General features: G+C 72.1%; 17 protein-coding genes. 9 read left to right on the top strand and 8 right to left on the bottom strand.

The annotated features are described in order from the left end of the window. Nucleotides 1–23 precede the first annotated feature (23 nt). From ADL22_RS21370 to cmdF, 4 genes are all read right to left on the bottom strand, one after another. Nucleotides 24–1,067 carry an alcohol dehydrogenase catalytic domain-containing protein gene (locus ADL22_RS21370; RefSeq protein ID WP_066982016.1) on the bottom strand — a complete coding sequence of 348 codons (1,044 nt, stop codon included), beginning with the start codon at nt 1,065–1,067 and terminating at the stop codon, nt 24–26. Further along, entirely contained in the window at nt 1,055–2,614 is a 1,560-nt protein-coding gene (locus ADL22_RS21365; protein WP_107116356.1) for an aldehyde dehydrogenase family protein, read from the bottom strand. Before ADL22_RS21365 ends, ADL22_RS21370 begins: the two co-directional genes overlap by 13 nt. Continuing rightward, nucleotides 2,614–3,714, bottom strand: a complete 1,101-nt coding sequence (locus ADL22_RS21360; protein ID WP_066982013.1) for an AMP-binding protein — start codon at nt 3,712–3,714, stop codon at nt 2,614–2,616. The genes ADL22_RS21365 and ADL22_RS21360 overlap by 1 nt, the downstream gene beginning before the upstream one ends. 68 nt (nt 3,715–3,782) lie before the next feature. Beyond that, nucleotides 3,783–5,402: a tyrosine 2,3-aminomutase gene (cmdF, locus tag ADL22_RS21355; protein ID WP_066982010.1), complete on the bottom strand. Its 1,620-nt coding sequence runs from the start codon at nt 5,400–5,402 to the stop codon at nt 3,783–3,785. A gap of 1,031 nt (nt 5,403–6,433) precedes the next feature. Here cmdF and ADL22_RS21350 point away from each other — a divergent pair. From ADL22_RS21350 to ADL22_RS21330, 5 genes are all read left to right on the top strand, one after another. Further along, complete coding sequence (locus ADL22_RS21350) at nt 6,434–7,372, top strand: phytanoyl-CoA dioxygenase family protein (protein ID WP_234430791.1); 939 nt, start codon at nt 6,434–6,436, stop codon at nt 7,370–7,372. A 40-nt stretch (nt 7,373–7,412) separates the two neighbouring features. Continuing rightward, the gene (locus ADL22_RS21345) at nt 7,413–8,456 is read left to right on the top strand and encodes a methyltransferase (RefSeq protein WP_066982007.1); all 1,044 of its coding nucleotides are present in this window, start codon (nt 7,413–7,415) and stop codon (nt 8,454–8,456) included. 118 nt (nt 8,457–8,574) lie between these two features. Continuing rightward, entirely contained in the window at nt 8,575–9,120 is a 546-nt protein-coding gene (locus ADL22_RS21340) for a TetR-like C-terminal domain-containing protein (RefSeq protein ID WP_234430790.1), read from the top strand. Between the two features lie 184 nt (nt 9,121–9,304). Next, nucleotides 9,305–9,859: a hypothetical protein gene (locus ADL22_RS21335; RefSeq protein WP_066982005.1), complete on the top strand. Its 555-nt coding sequence runs from the start codon at nt 9,305–9,307 to the stop codon at nt 9,857–9,859. A 120-nt stretch (nt 9,860–9,979) separates the two neighbouring features. After that, complete coding sequence (locus ADL22_RS21330) at nt 9,980–10,741, top strand: SDR family oxidoreductase (RefSeq protein WP_066982003.1); 762 nt, start codon at nt 9,980–9,982, stop codon at nt 10,739–10,741. A gap of 83 nt (nt 10,742–10,824) precedes the next feature. Here ADL22_RS21330 and ADL22_RS21325 read toward each other — a convergent pair whose 3' ends face one another. The 3 genes from ADL22_RS21325 to ADL22_RS21315 are packed head-to-tail and all read right to left on the bottom strand — an operon-like array spanning nt 10,825 to nt 12,132. Further along, the gene (locus ADL22_RS21325; RefSeq protein WP_066982000.1) at nt 10,825–11,022 is read right to left on the bottom strand and encodes a DUF397 domain-containing protein; all 198 of its coding nucleotides are present in this window, start codon (nt 11,020–11,022) and stop codon (nt 10,825–10,827) included. A gap of 43 nt (nt 11,023–11,065) precedes the next feature. Further along, nucleotides 11,066–11,263, bottom strand: coding sequence for a DUF397 domain-containing protein (locus ADL22_RS21320; RefSeq protein WP_066981997.1), 198 nt, complete (start codon nt 11,261–11,263; stop codon nt 11,066–11,068). After that, nucleotides 11,260–12,132: a helix-turn-helix domain-containing protein gene (locus ADL22_RS21315; RefSeq protein WP_066981994.1), complete on the bottom strand. Its 873-nt coding sequence runs from the start codon at nt 12,130–12,132 to the stop codon at nt 11,260–11,262. The genes ADL22_RS21320 and ADL22_RS21315 overlap by 4 nt, the downstream gene beginning before the upstream one ends. A 60-nt stretch (nt 12,133–12,192) precedes the next feature. Here ADL22_RS21315 and ADL22_RS21310 point away from each other — a divergent pair, with 60 nt between their 5' ends. After that, the gene (locus ADL22_RS21310; RefSeq protein ID WP_066981990.1) at nt 12,193–12,426 is read left to right on the top strand and encodes a hypothetical protein; all 234 of its coding nucleotides are present in this window, start codon (nt 12,193–12,195) and stop codon (nt 12,424–12,426) included. Between the two features lie 241 nt (nt 12,427–12,667). After that, the gene (locus ADL22_RS36705) at nt 12,668–12,799 is read left to right on the top strand and encodes a hypothetical protein (RefSeq protein WP_267890199.1); all 132 of its coding nucleotides are present in this window, start codon (nt 12,668–12,670) and stop codon (nt 12,797–12,799) included. A 103-nt stretch (nt 12,800–12,902) separates the two neighbouring features. On the opposite strand, the gene ADL22_RS35455 is transcribed toward ADL22_RS36705, so the two are convergent. Continuing rightward, entirely contained in the window at nt 12,903–13,343 is a 441-nt protein-coding gene (locus ADL22_RS35455) for an SRPBCC family protein (RefSeq protein ID WP_066981987.1), read from the bottom strand. 274 nt (nt 13,344–13,617) lie between these two features. On the opposite strand from ADL22_RS35455, the gene ADL22_RS21300 reads away from it, so the two are divergent. Next, nucleotides 13,618–14,484, top strand: coding sequence for a helix-turn-helix domain-containing protein (locus ADL22_RS21300; RefSeq protein WP_066982030.1), 867 nt, complete (start codon nt 13,618–13,620; stop codon nt 14,482–14,484). Further along, on the top strand, nt 14,481–15,380 hold the full coding sequence (locus ADL22_RS21295) for an aldo/keto reductase (protein WP_066981984.1): 900 nt from the start codon (nt 14,481–14,483) through the stop codon (nt 15,378–15,380). Before ADL22_RS21300 ends, ADL22_RS21295 begins: the two co-directional genes overlap by 4 nt. The last annotated feature ends 55 nt before the right edge of the window (nt 15,381–15,435 follow it).

Genomic DNA, 15,435 nt, shown 5'->3' with positions numbered 1-15,435 from the left:
CCCCCGCCCCGCCCCGCCCCCCCTCACGGCCGCAGCAGCGCCTTCACACACCCCCGCCCGTCCATCGCCCGGAACGCCTCCGCCGCGTCCCCCAGTCCGTACGAGGCGTCGAACACCCCGCCCGCCCGCAGCGTCCCGTCCAGCACGTCCGGAAGCAGCTCCGGCATGGTCGCGCGGACGTTCGCGCCGCCGCCGCTCAGTGCGAGGTTCTTGCCGAACAGCTCCCACAGCGGCAGGGTGACGCCCCACGGCAGCCCCACGTAGCCGATCCGGCCGCCGGGCCGGGCGCAGCCGATCGCCTGCCGGACGGCCTGGAGCGACCCGACCGCCTCGATCACATGGCCGCTGCCGCCGCCCAGCAGTTCGGCGACCTCCGCCGCGCCCTCCTCGCCCCGGGCCGCGACGATGTCGGTCGCGCCGTGCGCCCGGGCCAGCCGCTGCCGCTCCGGATGGCGCGACATCACCACGATCCGCTCCGCGCCCAGCCGGCGGCAGGCCAGTACCGCGCACTGCCCCACCGCGCCGTCCCCGACCACCACCACCGTCGCGCCGGGCCCTACGCCCGCGTGGACGGCGGCCTCGTGCCCGGTGGGCAGCACATCGGTGAGCGCCAGCAGCTCCGGGAGGAGTTCCCCGGGCGGGGTCTCCGGCAGGGCCAGCAGCGTCGTATCGGCCAGCGGCACCCGGACGTACTCGGCCTGCCCGCCGTCCAGCGCCGACCCGTCCGGCCCGAACTCCCCGAAGAACACGGCCCGTTCGCAGGCGATCGGCAGGCCGCGGCGGCAGTGCGGGCAGCGGCCGCAGCAGGTGTTGAACGGCGCGACGACGAACTGCCCCGGGCGCAGCCCGCTCACCTCCGTGCCCACGTCCTCGACCACCCCGATGAACTCGTGGCCGCTGCGGATCGGCCGGGGCAGCGGCGAGAGTCCCCGCAGCACCGCGAGGTCCGAACCGCAGACCGCCGCCGCCACCACCCGCACCAGCGCGTCCGAGGGCTCCTCGACGCGCGGTGCGGGCACCTCCTCCACCCGGACGTCGCCCACCCCGCGCAGGACTACGGCACGCACCGGATCACCTCCTTCGACTGCCGGGCCAGCGCGGTGGCGCGCATCAGGAACTCGGCCAGGAACCCGTCGTGCGGGATGCCCGGCGGCAGCCACCAGGTGGGCCGGTCCAGGCCGTAGACGTTGCGGACGGACGGTTCGTCCAGTACCGCGTCCACCAGCGCGTCGTCGTCCGTGGCGACGCCGGCGACCAGCGAGCCGCGCAGCGGCCCGGCGCCGTCCGCCCGGGACCACGGCGCGACCCAGGCGCACGGGAACGGCAGCTCCACGCCGAGCTGTCCGGCGCCGGGCCCGTCCAGCAGGTGCACGGCCGGGCGCAGCGCCGCGCTGCCGTCGCCCAGGTCGTACGCGCCGCCGCCGAGCACCGTCCGGGTGCCGGCGGCCCGCTGCCGGAGGAAGTCCTCGACCCGCCGGGCCTCGGTGAGCGGCAGGCAGGGCAGCCCGGCGTCCTCCCGGTCGGGGGGCAGCGGCCGCAGCGCGGCCAGCCGTTCGGCCAGCGCCGCGGCGAAGCCCGCCGCGTCCCGTTCGACCAGCACCCCGGTGGCGTTGAGGCAGGACACCCCGCCCAGCCCGCCGACCGACTCCGCGATCACCTCGAGGTACGGCTCCCAGGCGCCGGTGACCAGCACCTTCACCCGGCCGGGACCCTGCGGCAGCACCGGTGGCCCGGCCCGGCCGCCCGCGTACCGGCGCACCACCTCGTCGCCACCGAAGACCATCGCCAGGTCGCCGCCCCGGACCAGTTCGTCGGCGGCCTGGTGGCCGCACGGCAGCAGCACCGCGTCCTCGTCCGCGAACCCGGCCGACCGCAGCGCCAGCACCAGCCGGTGCGCGGTGAACGGGTCGCGGCGGGACGGCCGGACGGCGACGCGGTAGCCCAGCGCCAGCGCCTCCGGCCACAGCGAGTGGACGGCCGGGTGGTTCCCGGACGCGAGGACGCTCAGCAGCCGGCCCCGGCGCCGCCATACGACCGCGCCGCCGGCGCCCACGTCCGCGTGCCGCCAGTCCGCCGCCAACGCGCCGCGCGGACGGGCCCGTTCGACCGCCGCCACCGCCTGCGCCAGCGACGCGGCGACGGTCTGCGCCGCGGCCCGCACCACGGCCACCGGCACGCCGGTGGTGCGGGCCACCAGCCGGTGGTGGGCCTCCGGGTCCAGCCCGCCGAGCCGGGCCGTGGTGAACGCCGCGGCGGCGGCCCGCAGCCGGGCCTCCCGCTCGGCCGCCGGCCAGCCCGCCGCGACGGCCGGGGCCCGCCGCAGCCGGTCCAGGGTCCGCCCGACGTACAGCGGCGGCGCCAGCGCCAGCTCGGCGACCGGCCGGCCCGCCACGTCCCGTACGGTCTCCCGCCGGCCGGTGCGGTAGGTGCCGGCCGGGACCAGGGCGTCCAGGAAGAGCGGCGGGCCGGGCGCGGCCCCGGGGGCACCGGCTGCGACGGCGGCCCCGGTGGCGGGACCCGTGCCGCCGGTCCCGGTGGCCGGGCCGGTGACGGCGGACCCGGGGGCGGGGCCCGCGACGGCGGTCCCGGGGGTGCCCGGGAGCGCCGCCGCCATCAGTACGCCCCCACGATCACGGGCACCCCGGTGAACGCCTCCACCGGGCGGACGTCGGCGACCGAGTGCCCCACCCGGCCCGCCGGGGCGGCGACCCGGCGCGCCACGTCCCGTTCGAGGTTGTTGGGCAGCAGGGCCGACTTGCTGAGGTGGTGCATCACCACCTGGCCCGTCTCCCCGACCGCGACCGGCTCGCCGCTGCCGGGGTCCACGACCTCGTACGTGACGTTCACCGACGGCGAGTCGAACACCGAGTCGCCGTCGTCGGTGGCCGGCCGCTCGAACGCCGCGCCCAGCGCCATCGTGCTGCCGTACAGCCCGTACACCGGGATGCCGGGGAACACCTCCTGGGTGAACAGGTCCCGGGTGTCCCGGTCCATGCTCGTCCCGCACCAGGTGATCACCCGCACCTGGCCGCGGACCAGGTCCACCAGCCGCTCGTCCCGCGCCAGCCGCTCCAGCAGCGGCGGCGGCGCCTGGATCGCCCCCACGCGCTGGCTGGCGAGCACGTCCCCGGCCTGGGCCAGCACATGGTCCAGATACCGTTCGGCGTCCTCGGGGCGGCCCTCCCGCAGGCACCGGCGCACCCAGCGCGGGTCGAAGTCGATGGCGAACCGCAGCCCGCCCCGGCGGCGCGCGTGCTGCCCGGTGAGCTCGGCGTAGTCGTGCGGGCCGCTCGGGCCCAGCGACAGCCAGTTCACCCCGCGCGGATAGCCCCGCTCGTCCATGGCCCGCATGGCCTGCGCCATCTCGCGTTCCATCCAGTCCGCGAGGTAGACCACCCGCTTGGGGGCCCCGGTGGTGCCGCCGCTCTCGAAGACCCCGATGACCTCGGCGGCGCCGCCGTAGCCCCGGGGCAGCAGATCCTCCACCGGCGTGGACCGCAGTTCGTCGACGACCTGCGGGAACCGGCGGAGATCAGCCCGGGTGCGCACGTCCGCGCACGGGTCGAAGCCCAGCCGGTCCCGCCGGGCGAGCCAGAACGGCGTACCGGTCTCCGGTGAGAAGTGCCACTGCATGGCCGCCCGGACCAGCTCATCCGGGTCCACGTCCGCGTCGGGCGGGGCGTCCAGCACCGCCAGGGCGTCCGCTGTGTTCATCCCGACTCCCTTCGCCGCTTTCCGGCGATCCGCTTACGGGTGGTTTCCTCGTTTCGGCTGACGAGCCGTCAGCGCAGCTCCACGCCCGCCGACGTGACCGCCGCGAGGAACTCGCCCCGGGCCACCGCCTCCGCCACCCGCTCGATCTCGTCCGACATGAACCGGTCCCGGTCCAGGGTCGGCGCCAGCGAGCGGACCTTCTCGTACGTGGCCTTGCCGGCGGTGCTCAGGCCCTCGTAGCGGCCGGTGAGGTCCACGGCCTGGGCGGCGGCCAGGAACTCCACCGCGAGGATCTTGCTGTTGTTGGAGAGCACCCGCCGGGCGTTGCGCGCGGAGATCAGGCCCATGCTGACGATGTCCTGGTTGTCGCCGTTGGACGGCACGCTCTGGGTGCTGGCCGGGCCGATCGTGCGGTTCTCGGCGATCAGCGCGGTGGCCGGGTACTGGGCGCCCGCGAAACCGCTGTTCAGGCCCGGCTCGCCGGCCACCAGGAACTCCGGGAGCCCGTAGCTGAGGTGCCGGTTGAACAGGCGGTTGCTCTGCCGCTCGGAGAGCACCCCGAGCTGGGTGAGCGCGATGGTGGTGAAGTCCATGGCGAACGCGACCGGCTGGCCGTGGTAGTTGCCGCCGTGGAAGACCTCCTTGCCCGGGAAGAACAGGGGGTTGTCGGTGGCCGAGTTCAGCTCGGTGTGCAGGGTGCCGGCCGCGTGCCGCAGGGTGTCCCGGACGGCGCCGAGCACCTGGGGGATGGCCCGCAGCGAGTACGCCTTCTGGAGGTAGACGTCGGTGCGGGTGACGTCGTCGCCGGACTTCTTGCTCTGGTACTCCTCGCGCAGTTCGCTGTGGGAGACGGCCAGTTGGCTGTCGGCGAGCAGGGTGCGCAGATTGGCCGCCGAGTCGACCTGGCCGCGGTGCGGGCGGGCCAGTTCGTGGCCCTCGGCGAGGAACGGGCTGGTCGAGCAGCGCAGGGTCTCCACGATCAGCGCGGAGACGATCTCCGCCTGGTGGAGCTGGTCGAAGGCCCGGCCGACGACGAGCGAGCCCAGGCCGGTCATCCCGGACGTGCCGTTGATCAGCGCGAGCCCCTCCTTGAACCGCATCTCCAGCGGCTCGATGCCCCGTTCGCGCAGCACCTCGCCGGTGGGCACCCGGCCGCCGTCGCGCAGTACGTAGCCCTCGCCGATGACCGTGCAGGCCAGGTGGGAGAGGGTGGCGAGGTCACCGCTCGCGCCGAGCGAACCGATCTCGGGGATGGCGGGCGTGATGCCGAGGTTGAGGTAGAGCGCCAGGCGCTCCAGCACCTCGGGGCGGACCGCGGAGTAGCCGCGTGAGAGGGCGTTGAGCCGCGCGGCCAGGATGGCGCGCGCCTCGTCCTCGGCGAACAGCGGGCCGACGCCGGCGCTGTGGCTGCGGATGAGGTTGGTCTGGAGCTCGACCTCCTTGGAGGGGTCGACCTGCATGTAGATCATCTCGCCGTAGCCGGTGGTCACGCCGTAGACCGCGGCGCCCTGCCGGACGATGTCCTCGAACTGCTGCCGGCTGGCCGCCGCCTTCGTCAGCACCTCGGGCGTCACCGTGCACGGCACATAGTGCTCCGCGATGCGCCGGACGTCCTCGATGCCGAGGTTCTGGCCGTCGAACGAGACGGACTCGGTGGTCTCGGTGGTGGTGTCGACTGTCGTGGTCATGGCTCTCTCACTCCTTGGATATGGGGATAGGGGGCGCGTGGCCGGGACGGCCGGGGCCGGGGCCAGGGCCGGGAATCGTTACGGGAAGCCGCGGGGGAATCCCTCAGCGGGGAAATCGGTACGGGTATCCGCTACGGGAACCGTCACGAGAAACGCGCAGGGGAAACGTGCCGCGGAGGAAACGTGACGCGAGAAGGCGTCAGGGAAAAGCGGGCACTCGACCGTACCCGGATCGTATACGCGGCGCACTGGGCGGCGTTATGGCGGCGGAACTCCGCTGATCCGCCGAACACGCTACACGCTAACCTCCCGAATCGTGCGGGTCAATCACACGGGGCAATCCTGGCCCTCGCCGCACCGCCCTAAACAATTGACCCTCCCGCAACGCGCCGGGGAAGCATTCGCGAAAGGATCGCGCCATCCGGCCGACCGGTGTACGCGCTGGCTGGAATCCGGTGGGGCGTGGCGCTTTTTGCGGGGGTCGTACGTGTCCGGATGGCTTATTCGCAGGGGGTCCCGGCTGAATGGCCATTATTCGGCCCGGCGCACGGCCTCCGGGGGGCGGCGGCTGCCCTGATCCGTCGCGGCGAGCCCGCCGCAAGCCTGCCGCCAACCCGCCCCGCGCGCCCCTGAGCTGCGGGTATGCCAGGTGATCGGACTCCCGGGGGCGATCGGCGGCAGGGGTGATCGCCCGCCCGCACCCGGTCGGCCGGCCCCCGCTCACCCGGGCCGAAAACCGGCCGATCGCCCGAACGACCCTTGCCCCGATGGTCAACGGCAGGTAATGATCTATTCAGGAAACCTCCGGCGCGGAATGCATTCCCGGTCGCGCCGGAAAGCCGTCGTGCGGTGCCGTGCGTGCGACATTTCATCGCGCACCCGTGCGCGACATCAGGCGAGGCAGTGACGAATTCGCCCGCCCTCTCGCCATTCCGCCACCTCTCCTTTTACGCAGTCCGCAAAGGAGGAGGCCGGCCCGGCGCCGCACCGCAATCCCCGTACCCGAGCCAGGGAGCAACACCGTGGACCCCGTGAAACCCGCGAAATCCGTGCAGCCCGTAAAATCCGTCCAGCCCGAGGTCAATGACCGTTTCTCCAAGGACGCCGGCCTCGACGCCATCATGCACAGCATGCGCGTGAACGGTTACGCCGTCGTCGAGAACGTCCTGCCGCCGGAAACGGTGGACGCCCTCCTGGCCGAGATGACCCCGTACATCGACGCCACCCCCTTCGGCCCGGACGCGTTCGCCGGCCAGAAGACCAAGCGGACCGGCAGCCTCGTCGCCCGCTCCGCCACCGGCCGCGAGCTGATCACGCACCCGCTGTGCACCGGCGTCGCCCGCGAACTCCTCAGCGGCTCCACCGAGTTCCAGCTCTCGCAGACCCAGCTGATCAGCGCCTACCCGGGCTCGGTCGCGCAGAAGCTGCACAAGGACGAACTGGTCTGGGACTTCTTCCCGTTCGCCGCCGACCACCACGTGATGTGCCAGTTCTTCTGGGCGCTCACCGACTTCACCGAGGCCAACGGCGCCACCCGCGTCGTCCCCGGCAGCGACGCGCTCTCGCCCGACGAGGTGAGCCACGAGGACTCGATCCCCGTGGAGATGACCAAGGGCTCGGTGTTCATCTTCTCCGGCAAGGTCGTGCACGGCGGCGGCCACAACCGCACCGACGACGTCCGGCGCGGCCTGATCCTCAGCTACTGCGCGGGCTGGGTCCGCCAGGAGGAGAACCAGTACCTCGTCGCGCCCCCGGAGCTGGCCCGCACCTTCCCCGAGGAGCTGCTGAAGGTGATCGGCTACCAGCAGGGCTGCTTCGCCATGGGGTACGCCGGCGACATCGAGGAGCCGATGGACGTGCTGTTCGGCCGCAAGGCCGCCACCCCCGTCGTGCCGTCCGAGGCCACCCGCCGGGCCGCCAGCCCCACCGCCCGCGAGTGGAGCAAATCGGTCGCGGAACAGACCGTCTGACCCCTGCCGTACCGAGCCGACCTACCGAGAAGAGTGACGAATGACGACGACCTCCGCCGACGAGCCGGTATCCGTCATGCCGATCATGAACATGGTCTACGGCCTCTGGGTATCCCAGACGCTGGTGACCGCGCACGAACGCCAGGTGTTCGAGCGGTTCGCCGAACGCCCCGGGATGACCCCGGCCGACCTCGCCGGCGTCCTGGGATTCGAGGAGCGCCCGGTCGAGCAGCTGGTCACCTGCTGCGCCGCCCTCGGCCTCCTGGAACGCGACGGCGCCGGCTACCGCAACACCCCCATGACCGACCGCTACCTCCTCCGCGGCAGCGACGACTACGTCGGCGGCTGGGTCGAAGTGGTCTCCCGCCACGACTACCCGGGCTGGCTGCGGCTGGACGAGGCGCTGCGCACCAACCGCCCGACCGCCTGGGACAGCGAACGCCGCGACTCCCTCTTCGACGACACCAACCCCGTCGTCGTGGAGACCTTCTGGGAAGGCATGAGCGCCATCTCCCGCCCCACGGCCCGCGAGCTGGCCCGGGCGGTCGACCTGTCGGCGGCCCGCTCGCTGCTGGACGTCGGCGGCGGTGGCGGCGCGTATGCCATCGAACTGTGCCGCGCCTACCCGGAGTTGTCCGCGACCATCTTCGACCTGCCCTTCGTCTGCGACCTCACCGAGAAGAAGGTCAAGCAGGCCGGGCTCGGCGACCGGGTGTCCTTCGCCCCGGGCAGCTTCTTCACCGACCCGCTGCCGGCCGGCCAGGACGTCGTCCTGCTGTCGATGATCCTGCACGACTGGGACATCGACCAGTGCCGCGCCATCCTGCGCAGCTGCTACGACGCGCTGGCCCCCGGCGGCCGGCTGCTGATCAGCGAACTCCTGGTCGCCGACACCAAGGACGGCCCGCTGGACGCCACGCTGATGAGCCTGTCCATGCTGGTGGAGACCTTCGGCCGGAACTACACGGGCGCCGAGTACCGCTCCTGGCTCCTCGACACCGGCTTCACCGACATCGAGGTCCGCCCCTTCGCCGCCCCCGCCGCCAACGGGGTCGTCGTGGCCCGCAAGCCCCTGAACTCCTAACCGCCTCCTGCCCGTTCGCCCCGGAGCGGGACGGTGGGGGCGGTGATCCACCCCACCGCCCCGCTCCCCACCCCACGTCTACGCTGGCCGGCAACGCACCCACCGAGGAGAGCCGGCCATGCCCGAAATCCCCCAAGCCGCTGACCAGCCACCGGCCGACGCCCCGGTATCCGCCGACGCCCCGCAGCCGTCCGGCCCACCCGCCGCCGATCGTCCGCTCCCCGCGGGACTGACCCTCCGCCACCCCACCCCGGCGGACCACGCACGCCTGCAAACGGCCTGGACCGCGTCTCGTTCGTCCGCGACCTCCACGACATCCGCGACCTCCGCCGCGGACGGCCCGCGCGCCCGGGTCACCGCCCTCGCCCGCGCCTACCTCGACTTCGCCGCGCGCAACCCGGCGGTCTACGACGCCATCTTCCGACTCGACGGCGGCCTGGCGTTCGCGCACGAGGACACCCCCGAGCCGCTGAAGGACGCCTTCGCCGCCCTCCTGGAAGCCCTCGGCGAGGTCGCGGGCGAGGGCGTCCACCCGGGCCTGTTCACCGAGACGTTCTGGGCGGCCCTGCACGGACTGGCGACCCTGACCCGGGCCGGGCGCCTGCCACCGGCGGACGCCGAGCGGAGGGTGGAGCTACTGGCGGACCGGCTCGCCGTGCTCTGACGCCTCCCGTTCCCGCCGGCCACGCGGCCGGGGCCCGCAGGAGTCGGCGCGGCCTGCACCACCGGCCGTACGGGCAGGCGGCGGTGGGGCCCGCCCCACGACGGACCCACGCTCCCCCGTGAGGCGGACCGCCGCCCTACCCCAGGCCGATCACGCACCCCGTCCCCGCCGGGAAGCTGGACCCATGAGAATCCGGGCCCTGCACGCGCCATCGAAGCCGGCCACCGACACCGAACGTCCGGTCCCACGCTGGGCGACCAACACCGCTCGCGCGATCCCCCTCCTCCTGCTGCCCTGGTGCCTGTGGCGTCTGCCGTTCGCCTTCGGCTTCCGCATGGGCGCCGTCGATCCCCAGGCGCCGGGACTGCCGTGGTGGGCGGCCTTCTACGTCTTCGGGCTCAGCGTGGCCTCCGAGGGCCTGGCGCTGCTGTCCCTGATACTCGTACGCGGCTGGGGCGAGACCGTACCCGCCCGGCTGCCCGTCATCGGGGGCAGGCGCATCCCCCCACTCGCGGTGATCATCCCGGCGACCGCCGGCGGACTGCTCCTCACCGCGGCCATGTGGGGCACCGCGGCCCTCGGCTGGTTCCACATCGCGGACTTCCACAACGTCGGCTACGCCAACCCCTGGTGGGAAGCCCTGGCCACCGCATGCATCGCGCCGGGAATGCTGTGGGGCCCGCTGGTGCTGGCTCTCACGTACGCCTACTACGCACGCCGCCGCCGCCCGGCCCCATGACCACCCGAACCGCGCCCGCATACTGAGATCACCTTCTTGCCATGCGGGACGGCGGCGGCTTAACTCAATTGACGGCGCAGGCCCGGAGCGACCCCCGCTCCCCAACCCCACGGGGACACCATGGACTTGGGACTCAACGACAAAGTCTTCCTGATCACCGGCGGCACCAAGGGACTGGGCCTGGCCGCCGCCCGGGCCCTGGTCGCCGAAGGCGCCCGCGTAGTGATCTCCTCACGCAGCCAGGACGCGGTGGACGACGCCGTGGCGACGCTCGGCGGCCCGGAACACGCCCTGGGAACAACCGCCGACAACGCCGACCCGCAGGCCGCCGACCGCCTGGTGGCCAGTGCCCTCGAACGGTTCGGACGCCTGGACGGCGTGCTGATCAGCGTAGGCGGCCCGCCCACCGGCCCGATCACCACCATCACCGACGACCAATGGCGCGATTCCTTCGAGTCGGTCTTCCTCGGCGCCCTCCGCTTCGCCCGCACCGCCGCACCGGTACTCCCCGCCGACGGCTCGATCGGCTTCGTCCTCTCCCTCTCCGTCAAATCCCCCTGGCCGAACATGAGCGTCTCCAACGGCCTGCGCCCAGGACTCGCCATGGCCGCCAAGACCCTGGCCGACGAGCTGGGGCCACGCGGCATCCGGGTCAACGGCTTCATCGTCGGCTCCATAGAAACCGACCGCCTCAAGGGCTTGGAACAGGCCACCAACGACCCGGCCCGTACGCGCGCCGACCGCACAGCCAACATCCCCCTGCGACGCTACGGCACCCCCGACGAATTCGGCCGCATGGCCGCCGTCATCCTCTCGCCCACCGCCTCCTACATCACCGGCACCATGCTCCACATCGACGGCGGCGCCCTCCGCACCCTGTAACGCCTACGCCGGCCCCCCGCCCGGCACGACAAACCCCGCCACTCAGAAGCCAACGAGCAGCGGGGCCTGCGAACGCGGCGGCGTCACACGCGCGACTTGGCGAACCGCACCAGCCCGGCGAACGCCTGCGGGGTCAGGGTGAGCATGGGGCCGCTGGGGTTCTTGCTGTCGCGGACCAGAACCTCGCCGGTGCTCCGGGCGTGCTCCTGTGCCCATTCAATGCAGGAACCGCCATTGCCGCTGTAGGAGGACTTGACCCACTTCATAGGTTCTCCCTGCATGTGGATGAGGATGGTCGTGCAGGCGGTCCCGCTGGGAGCCTCGTCAGCCGTGGGACTTGGCGAACTGCACCAGCCCGGCGAACGCCTGCGGGGTCAGCGTGAGCATGGGCCCGCCGGGGTTCTTGCTGTCGCGGACCAGAACCTCCCCGGCACTCCGGGCGTGCTCCGGCGCCCATTCGATGCAGGCGCCGCCGTTGTTGCTGTACGAGGACGTGATCCAGCGATGGGAGTCGGTTGTCACGGGGTGCCCTTTCGTAGCTCTTGAACCATGGCCACAGAGGCTGCCTGAGGGAGCGCTTCGGCCTGTAGCTGATGGTATGCCGTCAAGAGAGGCAGAACGGAGGAGGTTTCCCTCTCAAGGTGCCCTCGTTGTGCAGACTCGGCGTAGGACAAGAGTGAGCGGTCCGACAGCGTCAGTACGTACAACGGCAAGTCGAATGGACGATGTTCCCCCATGCTGTAGGGCGCGATCTGAAGCACGGTGTTCGGCAGTTGGGCGAACTCCAGTAGACGCTCGTACTGCGCGACCATGACCTGACGACTGCCGACGGGGCGCCGGACGCAGCTCTCGTCCAGCACGGCGAAGATCAGCGGTGGACGTGGCCGAGCCAGCACAGCTTGACGTTCGACGACGATCGAGACGCGTTCGTCCGCCTGTTCAGGCGTGATCGCACCACGCTTGACCGCGCTCTCGGCAAGAATCGATGCGTACTCCGGGGTCTGCAAGAGTCCAGGGATTACGCCTACTTCGTACAGACGGATCTCCGCTGCCTTTGCCTCAGCGGCCTTGTACTCCGGGAAGCCCTCCAGCAGGCTGCCGTTCCGGATCTCCCCCCACGCGCGTTCGAACGACTCTGTGGTACCGGAGAGCCCAAAAGCAGTGTCTAAGGCCTGCGAAAAACGGCGAGTCGGCGGTTTGCGCCCTGTTTCGACAGCCGAGATATGCCTCCCCGAGTACCCCACCTGCTCAGCTAACTGGTCCTGAGTCCACCCGCGTGCCTCCCGCAAGCTGCGGAGACGGGCGCCGTAGGCCGCTTGGGGCGAGGCGTCGGGGTTCAACTCCTTGATGTTGACCAACGTGCCCTCCGTTTCCAGAACGTTGAAGACCATCCAACTCTAGGCGACGCTGGTCTCGTTCGGTAGTGCTTCCACTACGGAGAGGAGCGGAGCATGCCCCCTCGTCCCCCCATCACTGGCCCCGGGCCGACCGAAGCGGCGGCCATCAGCGCGCCGTTGGACGCCCCCGTCCAGCTCATCCCCATCCCGTACCCCGCCTGCCGGATCTGCGTGGCGGCGGCGAAGTGTGCCAAGGCCAGCAGCGTTCCGGAGACCAAGGCGCGCTTCTACCGGGTCATCGCGCAGCACCCTCACCGGCGGGCGGGTGATGTTCGATGTGCCGCCTGAGTGGTCCCGTTCACCTGCCGGAGCCCGAGGTGAGGCCCGAGCCCCGGCCCGTTGCCGGGTGCGATGTGTGCGGGGCGCTGGCGGAGCAGCGGGAAAAGGCTCGTTACGCCGGCGACCTTTCGAAAGTGGTCGACTGCAATGTCGAAATGCGCCGTCACCCTCATGAGGCGGATGCCGGCACATGAGCCGGAGGCGGCGGCGCTGCGCGGCACGGGCGTCCCTTGCCCCAACGGCCCCATACGTGCGGCTCTTTGCGTTCTTCGGGATGGAGGTGCCGCGTCCGCCGAAGAAGTGGGCGCGGTGCGAACTGGCGCACCGCCATAAGGGGAGCCACTACGCCGGGACGGAAGTCGGCCGCTACTGGTGGGAGTGAGGTGCCGCCCCGGCCCTTGGAGCTCCTGACGCCTGCTCGCTGATCTGCTGGGGCCGACTGCGAGCCGCATTCCGTTACGTGCTCTTGAAGACCGGGCAGTCGATCACGGCGTGTGACAGTGGTCGGCCAGGCCGCGCAGTCCGGCAGCGAAGACGTCGGTCCGGAAGGTTTTCGTCAGCTCGTCGGTGTGGGCCCGGTCGCAGTCGAAGTTCACCGACCAGCCGACGAACGTCTCATCGGTGGCGGTAAGAGGCAAAACCCACATGGTGGCTTGGTAGGACCGCACTGGGTACGGGGAGCTGACGATGCCATAAGTCAGGGACCGTGTGCGGTCGTCCAGTGCCAGGAGGGACTCCACCACGGTCTCCCCGTCGGCCATCGACAGAGTGCGGACGCAACCGACGCGGTCGGGTGCTTCCGCGCCCGCCAGGACGCAGTCCGCGACAGCCGGCTGCCAGGCGGCCAGGCCGCCGAAGTCGCGGACCACGCGCCACACCGTGGTGACCCGGGCCGGAATGACAGCGCTGGCGAATGCTTCGGGCATGAAGGAACTCCGGTTCTGGGAGGGAGGGGGCGCCGCGGCGGCCGGCGGACGGCCGCCGTGGCGGCTTCCGCGACCTGCCCGGGAGAGGACGGCAGGGGGCGCCGGTGTGCGCTCGGCGGCGCGGTGACCGGTCATGGCGCCGACGCTACGTGCGCGGCCGCGGGCGGGGGAGGGTGCGCTGCGGCTACCCGGGGCGCGTCGCTGAGTGTCACACCCTGGGGGGGGTGTGACGCACCCACGCCCCGATGCGTGCACGGAATTTAGTGTGGCGGGCATGGAAAGCGAGAACGCACTCGGCGACTACCTGCGCGCCCGTCGCGCGGCGGTCGCGCCGGCGGATGTCGGTCTGCCCGACGACGGGGCCCGCCGGGTGCCGGGGCTGCGGCGCGATGAGGTGGCGCTGCTGGCCGGGGTGAGCATGGACTACTACATCCGTCTGGAGCAGGGCCGTGAGCGGCACCCGTCCGAGCAGGTGCTGCGGGCGATCGCCGGGGCGCTGCGGCTGGACGGCGCGGCGGCCGCCCATCTCTTCCGGTTGGGCCTGTCCGTCTTCGGCACAACGGCTGCCGCGACGACCGTCGCTCCGGAGTTGCTGCGGCTGATGGAGGGCATGCGCGAGGTGCCGGCCTTCGTGGTCGGGGCGGCGCAGGACGTACTGGCGGCCAACGCGATGGCGCGGGCGCTGTACGGCGGTTTCGCCCGGTACGACAACCTGCTGCGGATGATCTTCCTCGATCCCTTCGCGCGCGAGTTCTACGCCGACTGGGACCACGCGGCGCGGATCGCGGTGGGCAACCTGCGGGCGTCCTCCTCGCAGTTCCCGCGGGACGAGCGGATCGAGCGGGTCGTCGGCGAACTGAGCGTGCGCAGCCCCGCGTTCACGGGCCTGTGGGCGCGCTACGAGGTCCGTCCCCGTACGCACGAGGACAAGCGCTTCCGGCACCCGCAGGTGGGGGAGATGCGTCTGCACTTCGAGGCGCTCGCCGTCACCAGCGCCCCCGGACAGCACCTGTCCGTTTACAGCGCGGAACCCGGCAGCGCCGGCGCCGACGCCCTGGTCCTGCTCGGCCGGCTGTCCGAGCGGGAAGGGGCCGTGGCGGACCAGGCCACTGCCGCGGAGAAAGGAGAATTCCGCTCATGACCGCGTCTTTGTCCGACGCCGCCGGCACCTTCGAGATAGCCGGCAAGAAGGTCGCCCGTCTCGGCTTCGGCGCCATGCGCCTGACCGGACTCGGGGTGTGGGGTGAGCCCGACGACCGCCAGGAGTGCGTCCGGGTGGTGCGCCGCGCCGTCGAACTCGGCGTGCAGCTGATCGACACCGCGGACTCCTACGGCCCGTATGTGAGCGAGGAGATCATCCGCGAGGCGGTCCATCCCTACCGCGACGACGTGCTGATCGCGACCAAGGCCGGGCTGACCCGCAACGGGCCCGATGTGATCAGGACCGACGGGGGACCGGTGCGCCTCGGTCCGGCGGCGTGGCCGCCGGTCGGGCGCCCGGAGTACCTGCGCCAGCAGGCCCTGATGAGTCTGCGCCGGCTCGGCGTGGATCACATCGACCTGTTCCAGTTGCACCGCGTCGATCCGAAGGTCCCGTTGGCGGACCAGGTCGGCGAGATGAAGCGGCTCCAGGACGAGGGCAAGATCGTCGCGATCGGACTGTCCCAGGTCACCGTCGGCCAGATCGAGCAGGCCCGCGCGATCGCGGAGATCGCCACCGTCCAGAACCGCTACAACCTCACCGACCGCGGCTCCGCTGACGTCCTGGAATACTGCACCCGCCACGGCATCGGCTTCATCCCCTGGGCGCCGGTGGCCGCGGGTGAGCTGGCCCGCCCGGGTGGCCCGGTCGACCGGATCGCGACCACCCACCACGCCCGCCCGTCGCAGGTGGCGCTGGCCTGGCTGCTGGCCCGCTCCGAGGTCGTCCTGCCCATACCTGGTACCTCCAAGGTCGCGCACCTGGAGGAGAACCTGGCCGCGGCGACCCTGCGGCTGAGCGACGCGGAAACCGACGAACTGACCGCCGCGGCGTGACAGCCGCCCCAGGAAGACAGGTCTCCCCCTCCTCCGCACCGCGAGCCGGCTGCCG

The organism is Streptomyces sp. NRRL F-4489, from assembly GCF_001509485.1.
Classification (GTDB): domain Bacteria; phylum Actinomycetota; class Actinomycetes; order Streptomycetales; family Streptomycetaceae; genus Streptomyces.
This window is presented reverse-complemented; position numbering and strand designations above follow the sequence as displayed.